Origin of the sequence: Chryseobacterium soldanellicola (genome assembly GCF_900100115.1) — a bacterium.
Classification (GTDB): domain Bacteria; phylum Bacteroidota; class Bacteroidia; order Flavobacteriales; family Weeksellaceae; genus Chryseobacterium; species Chryseobacterium soldanellicola.
Genome location: NZ_FNKL01000001.1, coordinates 445,758 through 463,311 on the forward strand (window position 1 = coordinate 445,758; position 17,554 = coordinate 463,311).

The 17,554-nt window shown below is 37.0% G+C and carries 15 protein-coding genes and 1 tRNA gene; 5 read left to right on the forward strand and 11 right to left on the reverse strand.

What is annotated here, in order from left to right; all coding sequences use genetic code 11:
- Positions 1-170: 170 nt before the first annotated feature.
- Together BLT04_RS01925 and rpsO are read right to left on the reverse strand one after the other, a co-directional pair.
- The gene (locus BLT04_RS01925) at positions 171-2,363 is read right to left on the reverse strand and encodes a polyribonucleotide nucleotidyltransferase (RefSeq protein WP_089753138.1); all 2,193 of its coding nucleotides are present in this window, start codon (positions 2,361-2,363) and stop codon (positions 171-173) included.
- Between the two features lie 233 nt (positions 2,364-2,596).
- The gene (gene rpsO / locus BLT04_RS01930; RefSeq protein ID WP_089753141.1) at positions 2,597-2,866 is read right to left on the reverse strand and encodes a 30S ribosomal protein S15; all 270 of its coding nucleotides are present in this window, start codon (positions 2,864-2,866) and stop codon (positions 2,597-2,599) included.
- Positions 2,867-3,038: 172 nt separating this feature from the next.
- Between rpsO and BLT04_RS01935 the strand changes: the two genes are divergently transcribed.
- The 3 genes from BLT04_RS01935 to BLT04_RS01945 all read left to right on the forward strand — a co-directional run bounded on the left by BLT04_RS01935 (position 3,039) and on the right by BLT04_RS01945 (position 5,837).
- Entirely contained in the window at positions 3,039-3,590 is a 552-nt protein-coding gene (locus BLT04_RS01935) for a pyruvate decarboxylase (protein ID WP_089753143.1), read from the forward strand.
- Between the two features lie 160 nt (positions 3,591-3,750).
- Entirely contained in the window at positions 3,751-5,073 is a 1,323-nt protein-coding gene (gene mgtE, locus BLT04_RS01940) for a magnesium transporter (RefSeq protein WP_089753145.1), read from the forward strand.
- Between the two features lie 26 nt (positions 5,074-5,099).
- Positions 5,100-5,837 (forward strand): ABC transporter substrate-binding protein, encoded by a 738-nt coding sequence (locus tag BLT04_RS01945; protein WP_089753147.1) that lies wholly within the window; start codon positions 5,100-5,102, stop codon positions 5,835-5,837.
- 206 nt (positions 5,838-6,043) lie between these two features.
- On the opposite strand, the gene BLT04_RS01950 is transcribed toward BLT04_RS01945, so the two are convergent.
- Both BLT04_RS01950 and BLT04_RS01955 read right to left on the reverse strand, forming a co-directional pair.
- The gene (locus tag BLT04_RS01950) at positions 6,044-6,493 is read right to left on the reverse strand and encodes a GAF domain-containing protein (protein ID WP_089753149.1); all 450 of its coding nucleotides are present in this window, start codon (positions 6,491-6,493) and stop codon (positions 6,044-6,046) included.
- A gap of 14 nt (positions 6,494-6,507) precedes the next feature.
- Positions 6,508-7,935: a nicotinate-nucleotide adenylyltransferase gene (locus BLT04_RS01955; RefSeq protein WP_089753151.1), complete on the reverse strand. Its 1,428-nt coding sequence runs from the start codon at positions 7,933-7,935 to the stop codon at positions 6,508-6,510.
- A 54-nt stretch (positions 7,936-7,989) separates the two neighbouring features.
- Here BLT04_RS01955 and BLT04_RS01960 point away from each other — a divergent pair, with 54 nt between their 5' ends.
- Both BLT04_RS01960 and BLT04_RS01965 read left to right on the forward strand, forming a co-directional pair.
- On the forward strand, positions 7,990-8,757 hold the full coding sequence (locus tag BLT04_RS01960) for an MBL fold metallo-hydrolase (protein WP_089753153.1): 768 nt from the start codon (positions 7,990-7,992) through the stop codon (positions 8,755-8,757).
- A gap of 78 nt (positions 8,758-8,835) precedes the next feature.
- Positions 8,836-8,915 (forward strand) — tRNA-Leu (locus tag BLT04_RS01965).
- Positions 8,916-9,161: 246 nt separating this feature from the next.
- On the opposite strand, the gene BLT04_RS01970 is transcribed toward BLT04_RS01965, so the two are convergent.
- The 7 genes from BLT04_RS01970 to BLT04_RS02000 form a co-directional block, all read right to left on the reverse strand.
- Positions 9,162-9,959: an HAD family hydrolase gene (locus BLT04_RS01970; RefSeq protein WP_089753155.1), complete on the reverse strand. Its 798-nt coding sequence runs from the start codon at positions 9,957-9,959 to the stop codon at positions 9,162-9,164.
- Between the two features lie 82 nt (positions 9,960-10,041).
- Positions 10,042-11,118: a UDP-glucose--hexose-1-phosphate uridylyltransferase gene (locus BLT04_RS01975; RefSeq protein WP_089753157.1), complete on the reverse strand. Its 1,077-nt coding sequence runs from the start codon at positions 11,116-11,118 to the stop codon at positions 10,042-10,044.
- On the reverse strand, positions 11,078-12,265 hold the full coding sequence (gene galK / locus BLT04_RS01980; protein WP_089753159.1) for a galactokinase: 1,188 nt from the start codon (positions 12,263-12,265) through the stop codon (positions 11,078-11,080). Before galK ends, BLT04_RS01975 begins: the two co-directional genes overlap by 41 nt.
- Before the next feature lie 71 nt (positions 12,266-12,336).
- Entirely contained in the window at positions 12,337-12,990 is a 654-nt protein-coding gene (fsa, locus tag BLT04_RS01985; protein WP_089753161.1) for a fructose-6-phosphate aldolase, read from the reverse strand.
- Positions 12,991-13,036: 46 nt separating this feature from the next.
- Positions 13,037-15,070: an alpha-glucuronidase gene (locus BLT04_RS01990; protein ID WP_089753163.1), complete on the reverse strand. Its 2,034-nt coding sequence runs from the start codon at positions 15,068-15,070 to the stop codon at positions 13,037-13,039.
- Between the two features lie 144 nt (positions 15,071-15,214).
- On the reverse strand, positions 15,215-16,183 hold the full coding sequence (locus BLT04_RS01995) for a glycoside hydrolase family 43 protein (protein WP_089753165.1): 969 nt from the start codon (positions 16,181-16,183) through the stop codon (positions 15,215-15,217).
- A 49-nt stretch (positions 16,184-16,232) separates the two neighbouring features.
- Positions 16,233-17,354 carry an endo-1,4-beta-xylanase gene (locus BLT04_RS02000; RefSeq protein ID WP_089753167.1) on the reverse strand — a complete coding sequence of 374 codons (1,122 nt, stop codon included), beginning with the start codon at positions 17,352-17,354 and terminating at the stop codon, positions 16,233-16,235.
- Between the last annotated feature and the right edge of the window lie 200 nt (positions 17,355-17,554).

Sequence of the window (17,554 nt, forward strand, 5' to 3'; positions counted from 1 at the left end):
ATCACAACACTGCAAAGCAGAGAATATCTTTAAGCAACAAATATACGTAAAATATCTATACAAAACAAGTGCTTGCCGAGATAAATAATTGAATCTCAATATATTTTAAAGACCTTAATAGTTTCTGTTTTAAATAAAAAAACCACCGAAAATTTCGATGGTTTATATTTTTAAGCCTGTTCTGTCGGTTTATCACCTTCAGGTCTGGCCTGTTGTTGTTCCTGTCTTGGCTTTTGCTCCGGTCTTGGAGGTCTTGGCAACAAAACTTTACGGGAAAGCTTCATTTTCTTACGGTCATCATAACCCATGAATTTCACCTCTACTTCATCACCTTCTTTATAAGGTACTTTATCTAGGCGTGCCCATTCAATTTCAGAAATGTGAAGTAAGCCTTCCGTTCCTTTTGCAATCGCTACAAAAGCACCGAAATCCATCACTTTCACCACTTTTCCTTGGTACACTTCACCTACTACAGGTACGAAAGTAATTTCGTTGATTTTTGCAATAGCAGCGTTGATCTTCTCTCTGTCTGTTCCTGCAATTTCGATACGTCCGATTTCACCAACTTCTTCAATGGCAATAACTGTATCTGTATCTTTTTGTAACTGTTGAATGATTTTTCCACCAGGTCCGATTACCGCACCGATAAAATCTTTAGAAATCTCCAGTACAACCATTTTCGGAGCGTGAGGCTTCACATCCGGTCTTGGTGCAGAGATTGTTTCTGTGATTTTATTTAAAATGTGTAATCTTCCGTCTCTTGCCTGCATTAAAGCTTTTTCCATGATGTCCATAGAAAGTCCCTGGATTTTAATATCCATCTGGCAAGCCGTGATCCCGTCTGCAGTTCCCGTTACTTTAAAGTCCATATCCCCCAAGTGATCTTCATCTCCTAAGATATCAGAAAGCACGGTGAATTTACCTGATTTTGTATCCGTGATCAATCCCATTGCAATCCCTGAAACCGGTTTTGTAATCTGTACACCCGCATCCATTAATGCTAATGTTCCTGCACAAACTGTTGCCATTGAAGACGAACCGTTTGATTCTAAAATATCAGATACAATTCTGATCGTGTATGGGTTTTCAGCAGGAATAACTGCCTGTAAAGCTCTCTGGGCCAAGTTTCCGTGTCCTACTTCTCTTCTTGAAGTTCCTCTTAAAGGCCTTGCTTCACCTGTTGAGAATGGAGGGAAATTATAATGCAGGAAGAATTTTTCGTCGTAATTTGCCATTACGCTGTCTACCATGTTTGCATCTTTTACAGAACCTAATGTTACAGCCGTTAAAGACTGAGTTTCACCTCTTGTAAACACTGCAGAACCGTGAGCTCCCGGAAGATAGTCAATTTCTGACCAGATCGGGCGGATCGTTTGAGGATCACGACCATCAAGACGGATATTGTCTTCTAAGATCATCTGACGCATGGCTTCTTTTTCTACATCATGATAATATACTTTTACGAAAGGAGTTACTCTTTCCAATTCTTCTGGATTATCAACATACTGCGCTAAAAATTCTTCACGTACCGCTTTGAATTTTTCTCCTCTTTCTTCTTTACCGGAAGGAGTTCTTGCTACTTCATATACTTTATCGTAAGTTTCTTTCCACACTTTTTCACGGATCGCTTCATCGTGATTTTCGTGAGAATATTCTCTTTTTGGTAAAGATTTGCCTACTTTTTCAGCTAATCTTTCCTGAGCTTCGATTTGTTTTTTAATTTCAGCATGACCGAAGATGATTGCTTCCAGCATTTCCTGCTCAGAAATCTCCTTCATCTCCCCTTCCACCATTACGATTGAATCTTTAGTCGCTCCAACCATAATATCAAGCTCTGAATTTTTAAGATCTTCATAACTTGGGTTAATAGAAAGCTGACCGTCGAATCTTACCACTCTTACCTCAGACATTGGCCCGTTAAAAGGAATATCCGTGATTGCGATCGCAGCAGAAGCCGCTAAACCGGCTAAATCATCAGGAATAGACTGGCCGTCATAAGAAATTAATGAAATCATTACCTGAACTTCCGCGTGGAAATCTTCAGGGAAAAGAGGGCGTAGAACTCTGTCTACCAAACGCATTGTTAAAATTTCCTGATCTGAAGGTCTTGCCTCTCTACGGAAAAAGTTTCCGGGAATTTTACCTCCAGCATAAAATTTTTCTCTGTAATCTACTGTTAATGGTAAAAAATCTACACCAGGATTTGCTTCTTTATTGGCCACAACTGTTGCTAAAAGCATTGTTCCGCCCATTTTTACTACCACAGATCCGTCAGCCTGCTTAGCCAGCTTCCCTGTTTCAATTGTGATTTCTCTGCCGTCTGCAAGAGTAATCGTTTCTGTAAACGCTTGAGGTATACTCATAAATTTTCGTCTCTTGTACTCCGTATGAGTACGATTAATATTTAAACTATTTAAATTTTCGTTTGCAAAGGTAATATATTATAACGATTTTTTAAATTTTTAGCAGTAAAATATCAATTAATGACCTTAAATTTTATCAAAAACGAAGTATAAATTATGTATTTAAAATTAAACAGCCGAAAACAAAAAAGCAACCTCTTTCGAAGTTGCTTCTATTTGAAAATCTTTGTAGATTATTTTCTTAAACCTAATTCAGCAATAATTGCTCTATATCTTGCGATATCTTTTTTCTTAAGATAATCCAATAAGCTTTTTCTTTTACCTACTAATTTTACCAAAGATCTTTCAGTATTGAAGTCATGACGATTAGCCTTCAAATGCTGAGATAAGTGATTGATTCTGTAAGTAAAAAGAGCTACCTGTCCTTCAGCGCTCCCTGTGTCTTGTGCAGATTTTCCGTGCTTTGCGAAAATTTCCGCTTTTTTTTCTGTTGTTAAGTACATTCCAATATTGTTTAATGATTATTATGTAACGGCTGCAAAATTACAATTATTTTTCGATTCCGCAAACATTATTGATTCCGTATATTGAATTTAATAGAAAAAAATGTTAAAAAGTTCTTAAAAAAATTATGCCATCCGATTAAAAGACAGTAATTTTGCAAATGAATTACAAATGAGGAAAGTTTTAATTTTTACAGCATTTACTTCTCTCTTATTGGTCGGTACAATTTTGATAAAAGCTCAGAAAAACATCGATAATAAGACCAAGAAAGTCCTATACTTCAATCCTGAGGTAAATCCCGATATTGAGGAAATCAAAGAGCCTACGAATAATGCCTTTTTCAGTGCCGTTTCCGATAATTTGAGCGGCAGAAAAAATAAAATGCTGAAAACTGAAGTTCAGGTTTCTTTTGACAGCATTGACAAACAGACCATTGTGGATTACTGCATCAATAATGACGCTGATTTTGCCGTAGTTCCAAAAGTGAAATACTTCAAAGTAGGAATCGGCAAATACGTTTTCTCCAACCAGGTTGTGGTAAGCATGAAACTTTTTGACGCCGAAGGAAACCTTTTAACACAAACCGATTACGATACATACCGTAAAAATATCCGGTTGCTCGGCTCAACGGTAAATTCCGTGAAAATAGGAACCAACGGAGCTATTAAAGATATTCTTAAAAAATTGAGAAAAATAAAACCTTCTTCCGAGATTGGGTTTTAATTCAGTTCAATATTAATATTTTTAGTGTAATAACTAAAAATTGACAATTCGTTATTATCAATTCAGGATTTACGTTACGCTTAATTAATCCTTAAATTTCGCACATCATTCGCCAGTCTTAAAAATTTGGGTTATTTTTGCATATCAAAAAAATGACGTTTTGAATTCCAGAGACGAACTTGTTTTCAACCCTGCCGATATTGCCGAAACTCTCAGTGCCCTTCATGCTGACGAGAGACTGTTGGCATTCCTGAAAGTTCCGAAAGAATACAAAGCGGAAGTTTTTTCTCATCTAGATCCTGATTTCCAGGAAGAAACCATAAGAAGTATCGGAAGCGATGAAGTTTCCGAGATTTTGAATGCGATGACTCCCGATGACAGGACCGCATTGTTTGAGGATTTCCCGGATGAACTGATTAAATATTCAATTAATCATCTTAACCCGCAGGAAAGAAGGATTGCTTTAAAATTGTTAGGCTATAATTCGGATTCCATTGCGCGTTTGATGACTCCTTATTATATCCAGATCAGAAAAGAATGGACGGTCAAAAGATGTCTCCAGCAGATCAAAAAAGTGGGAAAAAGAGTGGAAACAATGAACCATCTTTATGTGGTTGACGAAAGAAACCGCCTGATCGATGATATTGCTTTGGGAAGCTTATTATTGGCAGAAGAAGACACTTTGATTTCGGATATGACTGACAATCATTTCGTTGCCATTACCACTGTTACTTCAAAAGAAGATGCCGTTACGTATTTTGAAAAATACGACAGAACTGCCCTTCCGATCATCACAGAAGCCGGAGTTTTGGTAGGAATCGTAACAATTGATGACATTCTCGATCAGATTGAACAACAAAATACCGAAGATATTCAAAAATTCGGGGGTCTTGAAGCCCTGGATCTGCCTTATACACAGACTTCTCTTATCGAAATGGTAAAAAAGAGAGGAATGTGGCTGATTATCCTATTTTTCTCTGAAATGTTGACCGCCTCTGCAATGGGTTATTTTGAAGATGAAATTCAAAAAGCGGTTGTTTTGGCTTTATTTGTTCCGTTGATTATTTCAAGCGGAGGAAATTCCGGTTCACAGGCTGCAACACTGATTATCAGGGCGATGGCGCTTCAGGAAATTGGCTTAAAAGACTGGTGGTACGTCATGAAAAAAGAGATTTTTACAGGATTATTTCTTGGTGGAGTTCTCGGAATCATTGGTTTTTTAAGAATCATGATCTGGCACGAAACAGGAATCTTTAATTATGGAATGTATTGGCCTTTTGTAGGCTTAAGCGTGGGCGTTTCTTTAGTATTGATCGTACTTTGGGGAACACTTTCAGGTTCAATGGTTCCATTTATATTAAAAAAATTAAAACTTGACCCTGCGACTTCTTCCGCACCATTTGTAGCAACTTTGGTAGACGTTACGGGTTTAATTATCTATTTCTCAGTGGCCGGACTTTTCTTAACCGGAAAACTTTTGTAATTTTAAGCAACATCTAAAACCGTAAAATGAAAGTTGTTTCTCTTGTACCCTCGATTACCGAGGCATTATTCGATTTGGGCTTAACTGAAAATGAAGTTATCGGAAGAACAAAATTCTGTATTCATCCTGAAGAAAAAGTAAAAAACGTAGCCATCATCGGTGGAACGAAAAATATTAATATTGATAAAATTAAAGCATTACAACCGGATGTAATTCTTGCCAATAAAGAAGAAAATGTTAAAGAACAGGTTGAGGCTTTAATGCAGGATTTTAAAGTAATTGTCACGAATGTTGAAAATATTGAAGACAATTATTATTTGCTGAAAAATTTAGGGAAAATCTTTAATAAAGAAGAAAAAGCGCAATCATTCAACCTTAAAATTTATGATGTTCTGAATCAGGCAAAAATTGATTCACCAATAAAAGTAGCTTATCTGATCTGGAAAAATCCTTATATGACGATCGGTTCGGATACTTTTATTCATAAAATTTTGACGGAAATCGGATTTGAGAATATTTTTAAAGATAAAAAACGTTATCCTGAAATTCAGGTTGAAGATCTGGCTGAAGCTGAACTGATCATGCTTTCTTCCGAACCTTTTCCTTTCAAAGAAAAACATATTGAAGAATTAAGAGAATTTTATCCCGATAAAAAGATTATGATCGTGGATGGAGAGGCTTTTTCCTGGTATGGGACGCATATTGCGAAATGTGGGGATTATTTCAAAGGATTGATTTCTGAGGTAGAATCAATTTCTTTTTAAACACAAATTCCACAAATATTTTCACAGATAGCACCAATATTTTGATAGTTTAAGTTTTGGCTAAAGCCGATTGATTGTTAATTATAAAACGGGCTAAAGCCCGTTCCTATTGATAAAATTCTAGTAAAATTTCTTCGATAAACATAAAAAGACTCCGGCTCTTCGAGCCGGAGTCAATATTTTAAATAACTTTTATAAGAATTTAATTATAAAATCTTGGAAACTTCGTTACAAAGCCATTCCAGTAATTCTCTGTCTTCAGCTGTAAAAGGATCAATTGTATGAGAATCAATATCAATCTGCCCGATGTTTTTTCCGTCTTTGAAGATCGGAACTACGATTTCAGCTTTTGTATCGATGGAGCAGCTTAGATAATTATCCTGCTGATGAACATCCGGAACCACAAATGTTTCATTGGAAACCGCAACCTGTCCGCAAATCCCCTTTCCATAAGGAATAATATCGTGATCTGTCGGTGCTCCAACGTATGGCCCGAGCTTTAACTCATCTTTATCGCCGTTTTTGAAATAGAAGCCTGTCCAGTTGAAATAAGATATTTCCTGATCCAGCAAATGGCAAACTTTCTGAAGTTTTTCTTCTGTATTATGTTTCGGACTTTCAAGGATTGACGAAAGTCTTTTCTTTAATTCTGACATTTTTATTATTGTTTTTAAGAGAATTGTTTTAGTGAAAGCTCTTCTTTGTAGCCGAACATTCCACGCTCTTTTATCATCTCTGCAACACCTTCAGGAACCTGATTTTCCCAGCCTTTGATGTTACAGGCTATTTTTCTCAAAATCTCTCTTGAGTATATTTCCAGGAATTCCGGATTGTGATTTTTAATGTCAACAATACGATTGTTATGCTTGAAATATTTATAAAGCTCTTTCAGGTTTTCTTCGACCTTAAGATTATCAGAATCCAGCAATTCGTGAGTTTCAGGATCTTTGTAAGGATACAAATAGACTCTCATTCCGTTTCTGAAAAACTTACCGAAAGCCTCCAGAATTCCACCAGATAAATTTTTATAATATTTTTCATCAAACACCATCAACAGGTTATTTACTCCCATTGCAACTCCGATATTTCCACTTGTATAGGAAGCAAAATAATCAATAAGTCGGTAATATTCAGAATAATTTGAGACAATTACGGTATATCCTAATTTTCCGAGAACATCCACCCTGTCCAGGAAATCACGCTCATCAATATCCCCGTCTGCACGAAGGTTTGAAATGGTAATTTCAATTAAAACTTCCGTTTCTTCCTGTGTACAGGCTGCGTCTTGCATGAACATTTCAAGGCCGTTTTGGAGCATGTCGATATTCACTTTTGTTACGGGCCTGAAACTACCTCTTACCGCAAAAATATTTTTCTTATATAAAATATCCGCAGGAAGCATATTGTTTCCCTGAGAATTAAAAATCACCGCATCAGTCATTCCATGTTTTACCAACTGTAACGACATCAGCCTGTTATCAACATAGGCAAAAGCCGGTCCGCTGAAATCGATCATATCAATTTCAAGGTTATCGGTTGCCACATCATCGTAAAGAGACTCGATCAGTCTTCTTGGGTTATCGAAATAAGTAAAAGCTCCGAAAATAAGGTTTACCCCAAGATTCCCGAGAGTTTCCTGCTGTAAAGTCGCATCATTTTCATTGAATTTTACGTGGATTACAATTTCGTTATAATCTTCATTTTCTTTCACCTGAAAACGGATTCCTACCCAGCCATGACCTCTTACCGTCTTGTCGAAATTAATGGTAGTAACCGTATTTGCGTAAGAAAAAAACTTTCTGTTCGGGTTGTTTTCTCTGGAAATCCTTTCTTCAATTAAAGCAACTTCATAGCGAAGCATTTTTCGAAGTCTGTTTTGGGTAACGTATCTGTTTTTAACCTCTTTTCCGTAGATGGCATCACTAAAATCTTTGTCGTAAGCAGACATCGCCTTAGCAATTGTGCCAGAAGCTCCCCCTGCTCTAAAAAAATGCCGAACAGTCTCCTGCCCTGCTCCAATTTCCGCGAAAGTACCATAAATAGTAGGATCTAGATTAATTGTTAATGCTTTTTGTTTAGGAGTTAGTTTCTGATACATTAGGACATTAAATTTTTCGTAAATTTACCAAAATTAAACCAACCTCAAAAGAAAATGAAGTTGAAATTTTTAGGAACGGGAACTTCCCAGGGCGTACCCGTTATTGGCTGCACTTGCGAAGTATGTACATCAAAAAATCCCAAAGACAATCGTTTTCGCTCTTCCGCGATGGTAACTACGGAAGAAAACAGAAAAATATTGATTGATTGCGGACCTGATTTCAGGCAGCAAATGCTTTTAAATCATGAAAGCAACATAGATATTGCTCTGCTCACGCACGAACACAACGACCATGTGATCGGGCTTGACGATATGCGCCCGCTTATTTTTAAGAGTGGAAAAAATATGCCTCTTTATTGTTATCAAAGGGTTGGCCATGAGGTTAAAAACCGTTTTCCATACGCTTTTACAGACGTAAGATATCCGGGAGCTCCGGCATTTGACCTTCATGAAATTGAAAACGAAACTTTCACTGTTTTAAATACGGAAATTACTCCGATTGAAGTAATTCATTATAAAATTACTGTTTTCGGATATAAATTTAAAAATATGGCTTACATCACAGATGCCGGCTTTATTTCTGACACGGAAAAGAAAAAATTGAAGAATTTGGATGTTTTAGTTTTAAACTGCATTCGAAAATTTGATCCTCATCCTGCGCATTTTATTCTTCCGGATGTGATTAAGCTATTTGAAGAGCTGCAGCCTAAGCAATTATTTTTAACTCACATCAGCCATCATTTAGGATTACATGATGTTGAAGATAAACAACTTCCGACCGGAATGCACCTTGCTTACGATGGTTTGGAGATAGAATTTTAAAAATTTTTCATCAAAATATTTTTGAGTATTAAGAAAAGTTTATATATTTGCACACCAATTAAAAGCGTGGTAACACCAGCCCAGGTGGCGGAATTGGTAGACGCGCTGGTCTCAAACACCAGTTCTTAGGAGTACCGGTTCGATCCCGGTCCTGGGTACAAAACCGGAAAGATGTGATAATTCACTTTCTTTCCGGTTTTTTTTAACTCCTAACGCATTTGTTATTTGCATATTATTCCTTATGTTTAGTTTAATTCATGAAAATGGATTGAAGACTCTACGTCAATATCTTCTGTGTTATCGTTGAATCTTATAAACTGTAATTTTTTCTAACTCTTTCATCAATTAAAGTTAAAAAATAAGGTCTTTTAACGCAGCAAATTGCATTTGTCACAATTCTGGAATTAGATACTTAAATATTCACTAATCGTTTTTAAGACTCCAAAATCGTCATTTGAAAGTGTAGAAAAGCTGGCGGCAATTTTTACAGAAGGATGAGCATTTTCCATTGCGTAAGAATATTTTGATCTTTCAAGCATTGTGATATCATTCATGTAATCTCCGAAAGACATGGTCTGGGAGGGCGAGATATTCAGAAGATTCTGCAACTTTTGCAGCGCATTGCCTTTGTTGATGTCTTTATTCATTATATCAAGCCAGTATTTCCCGGATACAACTACTTCCAGATTATTCTCCCGGAATTTCTTAAGGAAAGGGTAAAGATTCTTTTCAGAACCCTCAGGATGATAAACTGCAATCTTGAATACATCATCATCAACTTCTTCTCCCAGGTCATTTACTTTTTGATTTTCAGTATAATATTTTGTAAAATACTCTACAAACTGCTGATCATCACTTTCATAATAAGCTTTCTTTTTTGCAGACAAAACAGCCCTGGCACCAGGAATTTCACGAATGGCCGCGGTAATATCAACAATAAATGCATGTTCTAACTTATCTGCAAAAAGTTCTTTATTTTTATAAATAACATATCCTCCATTTTCTGCAATAAAACCGATGTCATTCTTAATGTCTTCAAAATATTGGGTAATCCCCGGCATTTGTCTGCCACTCGCAGGCACAAATAAGATATTTCTTTTTTTCAACTCCTTAAAGACAGCAGAAAAGTCAGGACTCACTTCATAATGTGAATTGAGAAAGGTACCATCCATATCCGTGACAATCAATTTAATATCTCTCATAATAGTATTCTTTACACATAATTCCCCTGAAATCTCCCGAGGGTAAATCAATTAAAATGTAGGATGCAAAGTTAAGTTCTTTTTATTTATCACTTTTGTAATGTACAACCGAAAGATTCTGCAATATTTCTGCGCTCTGTTCCGGCGTGATATCACGTTGCGGTTCGGCAAGCATTTCATAGCCGACCATAAATTTTTTCACCGCTGCATTCCGTAATAAAGGCGGATAAAAATGCATATGAAAATGCCATTCAGGATGAGATTTTCCATCTGTTGGCGATTGATGGATTCCTGCAGAATATGGAAAAGAAATTTCAAAAAGATTGTCGTATTTTGTGGTTAAATCTTTCAATATTCTTGCTAAGGAAAGTTTTTCCGAATCAGAAAACTGCAGAATATTTTCAGCTTTTCTCTTGCTGACAACCATTGTTTCATAAGGCCAGATTGCCCAAAATGGAACTAAAGCCACAAAATCCTCATTTTCAAGAACGATTCTTTCTTTTACTTCCAATTCTCTTTTGAGATAATCTTCCAGAAGCGAGCTTCCATTTTTTTCAAAATACTTTTTAAGATTTTCCTGTGTTTTCAAAACTGTCGACGGAATTGAAGCCTGTGCCCAGATTTGGCCGTGAGGATGCGGATTGCTGCATCCCATCACACTTCCCCGGTTCTCAAAAATCTGAACGTGATTGATGTAATCTTCAGAACCTAACTCTTCGTATTGTTCCTGCCACACATCCACAACTTTTTTAATATCATCTGCTTCCATTTCCGGTAAAGTGAGACTGTGGTTTTCCGAAAAGCAGATCACTCTGTTAATCCCGCGTTCCGGTTTTAATGTAAAAAAATCCGACTTTTCATCAGAAAATTCAACATCATCTTTCATTAGGGAGCCAAAGTCGTTGTCAAAGACATAAACACCGGTGTAATCAGGATTTTTTTCACCATTAACACGCAGGTTTCCCGAACATAAATAACAATTTTCATCATGTGCCGGAAGCTGGTCTTCGGTAACTCTTTCAGTCTGTCCCTGCCAAGGTCTGTTGGCCCGTTGCGGAGACACCAGAATCCATTCATCCAAAAGAGGATTGTATCTTCTGTGAGGATGTTTTTTCTGATTAAATGACGAATTCATTTCTTTTATATTCTTTGATTCCATCTGATATTTTTACACGGTACACCTTCATTTCGATGTTAAAATACATTTTGTATTTCGCACTGATATTTTTAATAACTTCATCAACATTTTCATCCTTAATAAGATTGATGCTGCATCCGCCAAAACCGCCGCCCATTATTCTTGCGCCTGAAACGCCGTCTTCTTTTAAAGTTTCCTCTACCATAAAATCCAGTTCCTTGCAACTCACTTCAAATTCAGTAGAAAGCCCTGAATGTGTTTCGGTAAGAAGCTCACCCAGATATCGTGTATCTCCTTCTGACAAAGCTTTGGCGGCTTTTTCAACTCTCTTGATTTCCTTTAAAAGATAAAGGCATCTTTTGTAGGATATCTCTCCTATTTCTGGCCTCACTTCATCCAACATTGAAAAACTGAAATCTCTGAACTTCTCTATTTCCGGAAATTTCTCCCATAATTTCTTTTTTCCTTTATCAACATCTTTTCGTCGGTCGTTATAGCCGGAAGTGAGATGTGTATGTTTTACGCAACTATCAAAAAGAACCAGACTGTGACCCTCGAGATTAGCCTCAAAATACTGATGCTCCAGAGAATTGCAGTCCAGCATTATCACCTGATGTTCTTTGCCGAAAACAGAGGCAAACTGGTCCATAATTCCACATTTAACCCCAACAAAAGTGTGTTCGGATTTCTGACCAATGAGCGCTAAATCTTTTTTAGATAAATTTAAATTAAAAATTTCGTTGAGGATAAAAGCAAATCCGCATTCCAAAGCTGCTGAAGACGACAAACCTGAACCCATCGGAATTGTACTGCTGAAAGCAATCTGCAGTCCTCCGATAGCTTTTCCGCTTTCCTGAATGGCATTGAAAACACCCAATAAATAATTAACCCAGGTCTGTGAAACCGGAGTTTGTTTTTGGTTGGTATTAAAGCTAAAAGAATCGTTAAAATCTACAGCAAAAAAAGTGCAGCTTTCTGAGTTATTTAGCTTTTTTACAGCAAAACAGATATGTTTGTCGATAGCGGCCGGAAGTACAAAACCATCGCTGTAATCAACGTGTTCGCCAATAATATTAATTCTTCCCGGGGCCAGAAAAATTCGTTCCGGGTCAGATTGAAAGGCTGATAGAAACGCCTCCTTCGTATGTCTGATTAATTTCTCCTGCATAGATGACTGCAATTTATGCTTTTTTTCATTAATAAATCAGAGACAATTTAAATTCATATTGTGCTGCATAATTATTTCAATTTTTTTGAATCTTTAATAAACTGCTCCAAACCGCTGTCTGTCAATGGATGTTTCAGCAATGACAAAATCGGAGGCAATGGACAAGTCACAACATCGGCACCGATTTTTGCACAATTAATGATGTGCATACTATGTCTTACAGAAGCCGCTAAAATCTCTGTCTCGAAGCCATAATTATCGAAAATAAGACGGATTTCTTCAATAAGATTCAAACTGTCAGTCGAAATATCATCCAATCTTCCCAAAAACGGAGAAACGTAACTCGCTCCTGCTTTTGCTGCCAAAAGTGCCTGACCTGCGGAAAAAATCAGGGTACAATTGGTTTTGATTCCTTTATCGGAAAAATATTTAAGAGCTTTTACGCCGTCTTTTATCATTGGGATTTTCACAACGATATTCGGATGAATGGCTGCAAGAGTTTCACCTTCTGCAATCATTTCTTCGTAGGTTGTAGAAAGGACTTCGGCTGAAATAGCACCGTCAACAATTTCACAGATATCTTTGTAATGCTGCAAAATAGCTTCTGTGCCGCTGATTCCTTCCTTCGCCATCAATGATGGATTGGTCGTAACGCCATCCAAAATTCCGAGATCATTAGCTTCTTTTATCTGCTCTAAATTGGCGGTATCAATAAAAAATTTCATAAAATATAATGTTAAAATTATTTAAGTTATTTCAAGTTGGAAAATCTTAATTATGATGTCCCATATCAAGTTTGATCTTCTTCAAATCTTCCAGCTCGTGAACCGGTCTTTCAATATCATAAGGAATCGGCATCTTTGAAAAAGTCTGGAAATATAGAAGACAAGCATCTTTCCACCAGACAGCATCTTTTGACTGAATTTTTAATTTTGACTGAATATGCTGAAATCGTTCCTCATCCACATAAGACTGCATTTTGTCCCAGATTTTTTGATATTCGCGTACGTTTTTTACGCCTGTATCATATTTGTATGATAATTCTTCCCATAAGGTTTTTCCGTCTTTCATCTGATAATCCCATGGAACGTGTTGAAACCAGAGAATAAGGTTTTCCGGACAGGTTTTGATATTTCCGTAGATGTCATTAAGTGGAGGAAAATATTGTGACACGGCATTACTTCCTGATTTTGTTCTGTCAAAACCAAGTCCATTTTCATTAGCTTGATGATAATACACTGGTGACCAATCAGGTCTTCCGCCTTTGTAATTGCCCCACGGTTCCGGCCCATAATGATGTCCACCTGCGAAAATATGATGAAGACCAAGCGGCATCATATAATCTACCGCTGTTTCTCTTGAAGTGAGCATCATTTCTTTTACTGGATTAAGGAATTTTTCATTATCGTTAAAAGTCATTTTAATCCATTCATCAGCAATCTGTTCCGAAGTCAAATCGTGGTTCCAGGCCAAACGTCCGAAAGCATACCAATTGGCTTGGGCAAAATGATGACCCGTCCAGTTTTTATCTTCACCAATGTTTGCAACAGCAGAAATTGCGGTTAATTTTGCTGGTCTTAAAGTTCCGTCCGTAATTTTGGCAATCGTGGAACCTTTTCCGTCAGAATAAGTATCGCTGTCTAAAGTTTCCTTAAACAAGGGCGCAAGATAAACCAGATGATTGGCTTGCCCTAGATATTCCTGAGTAATCTGGAATTCAACCATTTCGAGAGTTTTTTTTAAGGCTCCAAAAAGCGGATTAAAAGCTTCACGAGGCTGAAAATCAACGGGTCCGTTTTTGATTTGAATAATAACATTATCTTTAAATTTACCATCAAGAGGCATAAATTCAAGATAAGCCTGTTTCGCACGGTCATCTTTGCTCGGACTGTAGACAAATGCTCTCCACATCACAATTCCACCGTAAGGTTTCAGAACATCGGCCATCATATTGGCCCCGTCCGCGTGCGTTCTTCCATAATCTTGTGGGCCCGGTTGGCCTTCAGAATTGGCCTTTACCAAAAAACCACCAAAATCAGGAATTAATTTATAAATTTCGGAGGCTTTATCCTTCCACCACTTCTGAACTTCCTTATTTAAAGGATCTGAATTTTGCAATCCTCCTAAAACCTTCGGCGATGAGAAATTAACAGATAGATAAACTTTGATTCCGTAAGGTCTGAAAATATCTGCCAACACTTTGATTTTTTCCAGATAATCTTTTCTGAGCATATTTGGAGATGCATTCACATTGTTGAGAACGGCCGCATTAATTCCGATGGATGCATTTGCTCTTGCATATTCTTCATATCTGGGCGAAATGGTATTAGGTAAATCTTCCCATTTCCAAAGCGAATGCCCGGCATAACCGCGCTCAATGGTTCCGTCCAAGTTATCCCAATGGTTAAGAATTCTCACATCGTAGGAAGGTTTTTCAGTAATATTCAGATTTGTTGTCGCAGAATTGGTTTGCTGTAAACGCAGAATATGATAAACGCCATACAATAATCCGATTTCTTTTTCAGCAGAAATAACCAATTTATTCTGAACTGATTTTATGGTATAACCGCCTTTCAGATTTTTTAATGATTTATCGGTTCGAAGTTCAATTTCCTGACCTTGCCAATGATTTATCAATTCTTTTTTAGCAATATTCAAGGTAGGATTATTTCCTTTGGAAATGATTTTATCTGCCGTAACTCCATTTTTTGCCGGAAACCGAAGCCAAAGCTGACTTCCGTCTTCTGCGAAAACTGCAAACGGAATCATTAGAAATACTAAAATATAAAGTCGGAATTTTTGCATTGAAAACTTTTTTATGGTTATACCTACATTTAATGATGTTGAACCTTTCGGGTTTTGTGTATTCTATCTCACATTTTTCCATAGGTTTTCACCTATGGCTATTCATATTGAACCCTTCCGGGTTCTTTGGAACTTTTTTATAGATTAATCATCCAATCCTTCAATGGTTTTTATTTTACCATTTTCATCATATTCCAATTCGATTACTTTCATACTTCTGAGCCAGGTTTTTCCTTCGCTTGGAACTGAATCATGGAAGAACAAATACCATTTTCCTTTAAATTCAACAATGCTGTGATGGGTTGTCCAGCCTACAACAGGTGTCAGAATTTCTCCCTGAAAAGTAAATGGCCCGTACGGGTTGTCGCCGGTTGCATAGCAAATTAAATGCGTATCACCGGTAGAATATGAAAAGTAATATTTATCATTGTATTTATGCATCCAGGAGGCTTCAAAAAAGCGGTGCTTGTCGCCATGAAGCAAAGGATCTCCATTTTCGTCAAGGATTAAAAGGTCTTTTGGTTCTTCACCAAATTCAAGCATATTATCAATTAAAACGGCCACTTTTGAAGAAATTGCCGGTTCATTTTCATTTGGAAGAATAGCAGATTCTAAGGCTTTGTTGTTTCTGTAACGCTGCAATTGTCCGCCCCAGATTCCACCGAAATACATATAATGTTTTCCGCTTTCTTCAAAAATACAAGGGTCGATGCTGTAACTTCCCATCATCGGATGTTTCTCCGGCACAAAGGGCCCATAAGGTTTATCACTTACTGCAACTCCGATTCTAAAAATATCATTTTTATCTTTTAAAGGAAAATACATATAATATTTACCGTTTTTATACGCCACATCGCAATCCCACAACTGTCTACCCGACCAAGGAATATCTTTTACCGAAAGGACAATACCGTGATCCGTAATCTCGCCGTTTTCCACATCGTCTAAAGAAAAAACGTGATAATCATTCATATCAAAATGGTCGCCGTTGTCATTTTCTTCTATTCCGCTTTCCCGGTCGTGAGAAGGATAAATGTACAATTTACCTTCAAAAACGTGTACAGAAGGATCTGCCATATAATCATTAGGAAATAGATATTTTGCTTTTTTCATTGTTTTAATTAGAGGTTAGAAGTTAGATTTTAGAAACTAGATGTTAAACTTATTTCTCTTTTGTTAATTGAATAATTTTTCCCACCACAGGCTTTGTCTGATCATTCCGGTCAAAAAGTAATGGATAATCGGTTCTGCCTTTTACCGGAAAATCGTTTTTCCAGGATTGGGCATCAGTCGTTCCCCACAACGTTACCCTTCTGATTTTATCCTGGTGTTTCAGGAATAATCTGAAAAAATCCAGATAACGGTTTTCCCATTCTGTTTTTACATTTTCGGGAAGTCCGGCGGTGTAAGGATTCATTTTCGCTTCATATTCTACTTTATCGGAAACGTTGGCAGAAGTTCCCCAAGGCGAAGGTAATGCGCTGATTTCCATTTCTGTAACATTCACTTTTACCCCAGCTGCAGCATAATTTACTATTGCTTTTTCATATTCTGTTAATTTGGGAGTATCTAATCCAACGTGGGTCTGCATTCCTACTCCATCGATTCGGATTCCTCTGGATTTTAAATTTTTAACGATTTTGGTAACCGTTTTTACTTTTTCCGGAAACCATTCATTGTAATCATTGTAATACAATTCTGCATTTGGATCAGCTTCCTGTGCATATTGAAATGCCAAGGGAATAAATTCTTCGCCCAAAATCTCATAGAATTTACTTTTACGGTAAGAACCGTCTTCCATTATGGCTTCGTTAACAACATCATACCCTTTCACACGGCCTTTATATCTGCTGACAACCGTTGTGATGTGGTTTTTCATCCTTTGCTTCAAAACTTCCGCAGAGACATCTTTGCCTTCTTTGTCTACAAAGAACCATTTGGGTAATTGCGAATGCCAAATCAAGGTGTGACCGATGATGAACATTTTGTTTTTCTCCCCAAAAGCCACAAATTTATCGGCATCATCAAAAAAGAATTTGCCTTCTTCCGGCTGCAAAAACATTGATTTCATACAGTTTTCAGCAACGATGGAGCTGAATTGTTTTTTAATAATCTCAACAGACTTCACATCTGTTCCGTAAATCTGCGGAAGGCTCATTGCCGTTCCGATATAGAATTTATTTTTGAATGTGTTTTTAAGAGAATCGTTGGAACTAACCGTGCCTGCTGTTTTGCAGGAGACGGTTAAGGTTAAAATTCCTAATAGTGCTACTATTTTTTTCATAAGATTTTTATTTTCATGTGATTTTAGCCCGAAACTTATTATAAATTTTGGCTAAAGCCTTCTTTGTCTTTTATTGAGCGAGCAAATTGATTTTCAACCAGCCTTGTCAAGTTTTGAACTTTGACAAGGCTTTTTAACAGCGAATTGCACGCAGCCCGGCTTGAACGGAGCTCTTTTTGTGGAGCGAAGCGGAACAAAAA

What these genes read in the sequence shown, in the direction of transcription:
- BLT04_RS01955 (WP_089753151.1), bottom strand. Translation starts at nt 7,935, where the DNA reads ATGTATCAGAAACTAACTCCTAAACAAAAAGCATTAACAATTAATCTA.
- galK (WP_089753159.1), bottom strand. Translation starts at nt 12,265, where the DNA reads ATGCAGGAGAAATTAATCAGACATACGAAGGAGGCGTTTCTATCAGCC.
- BLT04_RS01950 (WP_089753149.1), bottom strand. Translation starts at nt 6,493, where the DNA reads ATGTCAGAATTAAAGAAAAGACTTTCGTCAATCCTTGAAAGTCCGAAA.
- BLT04_RS01935 (WP_089753143.1), top strand. Translation starts at nt 3,039, where the DNA reads ATGAGGAAAGTTTTAATTTTTACAGCATTTACTTCTCTCTTATTGGTC.
- BLT04_RS01975 (WP_089753157.1), bottom strand. Translation starts at nt 11,118, where the DNA reads ATGGAATCAAAGAATATAAAAGAAATGAATTCGTCATTTAATCAGAAA.
- fsa (WP_089753161.1), bottom strand. Translation starts at nt 12,990, where the DNA reads ATGAAATTTTTTATTGATACCGCCAATTTAGAGCAGATAAAAGAAGCT.
- BLT04_RS01960 (WP_089753153.1), top strand. Translation starts at nt 7,990, where the DNA reads ATGAAGTTGAAATTTTTAGGAACGGGAACTTCCCAGGGCGTACCCGTT.
- BLT04_RS01945 (WP_089753147.1), top strand. Translation starts at nt 5,100, where the DNA reads ATGAAAGTTGTTTCTCTTGTACCCTCGATTACCGAGGCATTATTCGAT.
- BLT04_RS02000 (WP_089753167.1), bottom strand. Translation starts at nt 17,354, where the DNA reads ATGAAAAAAATAGTAGCACTATTAGGAATTTTAACCTTAACCGTCTCC.
- BLT04_RS01970 (WP_089753155.1), bottom strand. Translation starts at nt 9,959, where the DNA reads ATGAGAGATATTAAATTGATTGTCACGGATATGGATGGTACCTTTCTC.
- rpsO (WP_089753141.1), bottom strand. Translation starts at nt 2,866, where the DNA reads ATGTACTTAACAACAGAAAAAAAAGCGGAAATTTTCGCAAAGCACGGA.
- BLT04_RS01995 (WP_089753165.1), bottom strand. Translation starts at nt 16,183, where the DNA reads ATGAAAAAAGCAAAATATCTATTTCCTAATGATTATATGGCAGATCCT.
- BLT04_RS01925 (WP_089753138.1), bottom strand. Translation starts at nt 2,363, where the DNA reads ATGAGTATACCTCAAGCGTTTACAGAAACGATTACTCTTGCAGACGGC.
- BLT04_RS01990 (WP_089753163.1), bottom strand. Translation starts at nt 15,070, where the DNA reads ATGCAAAAATTCCGACTTTATATTTTAGTATTTCTAATGATTCCGTTT.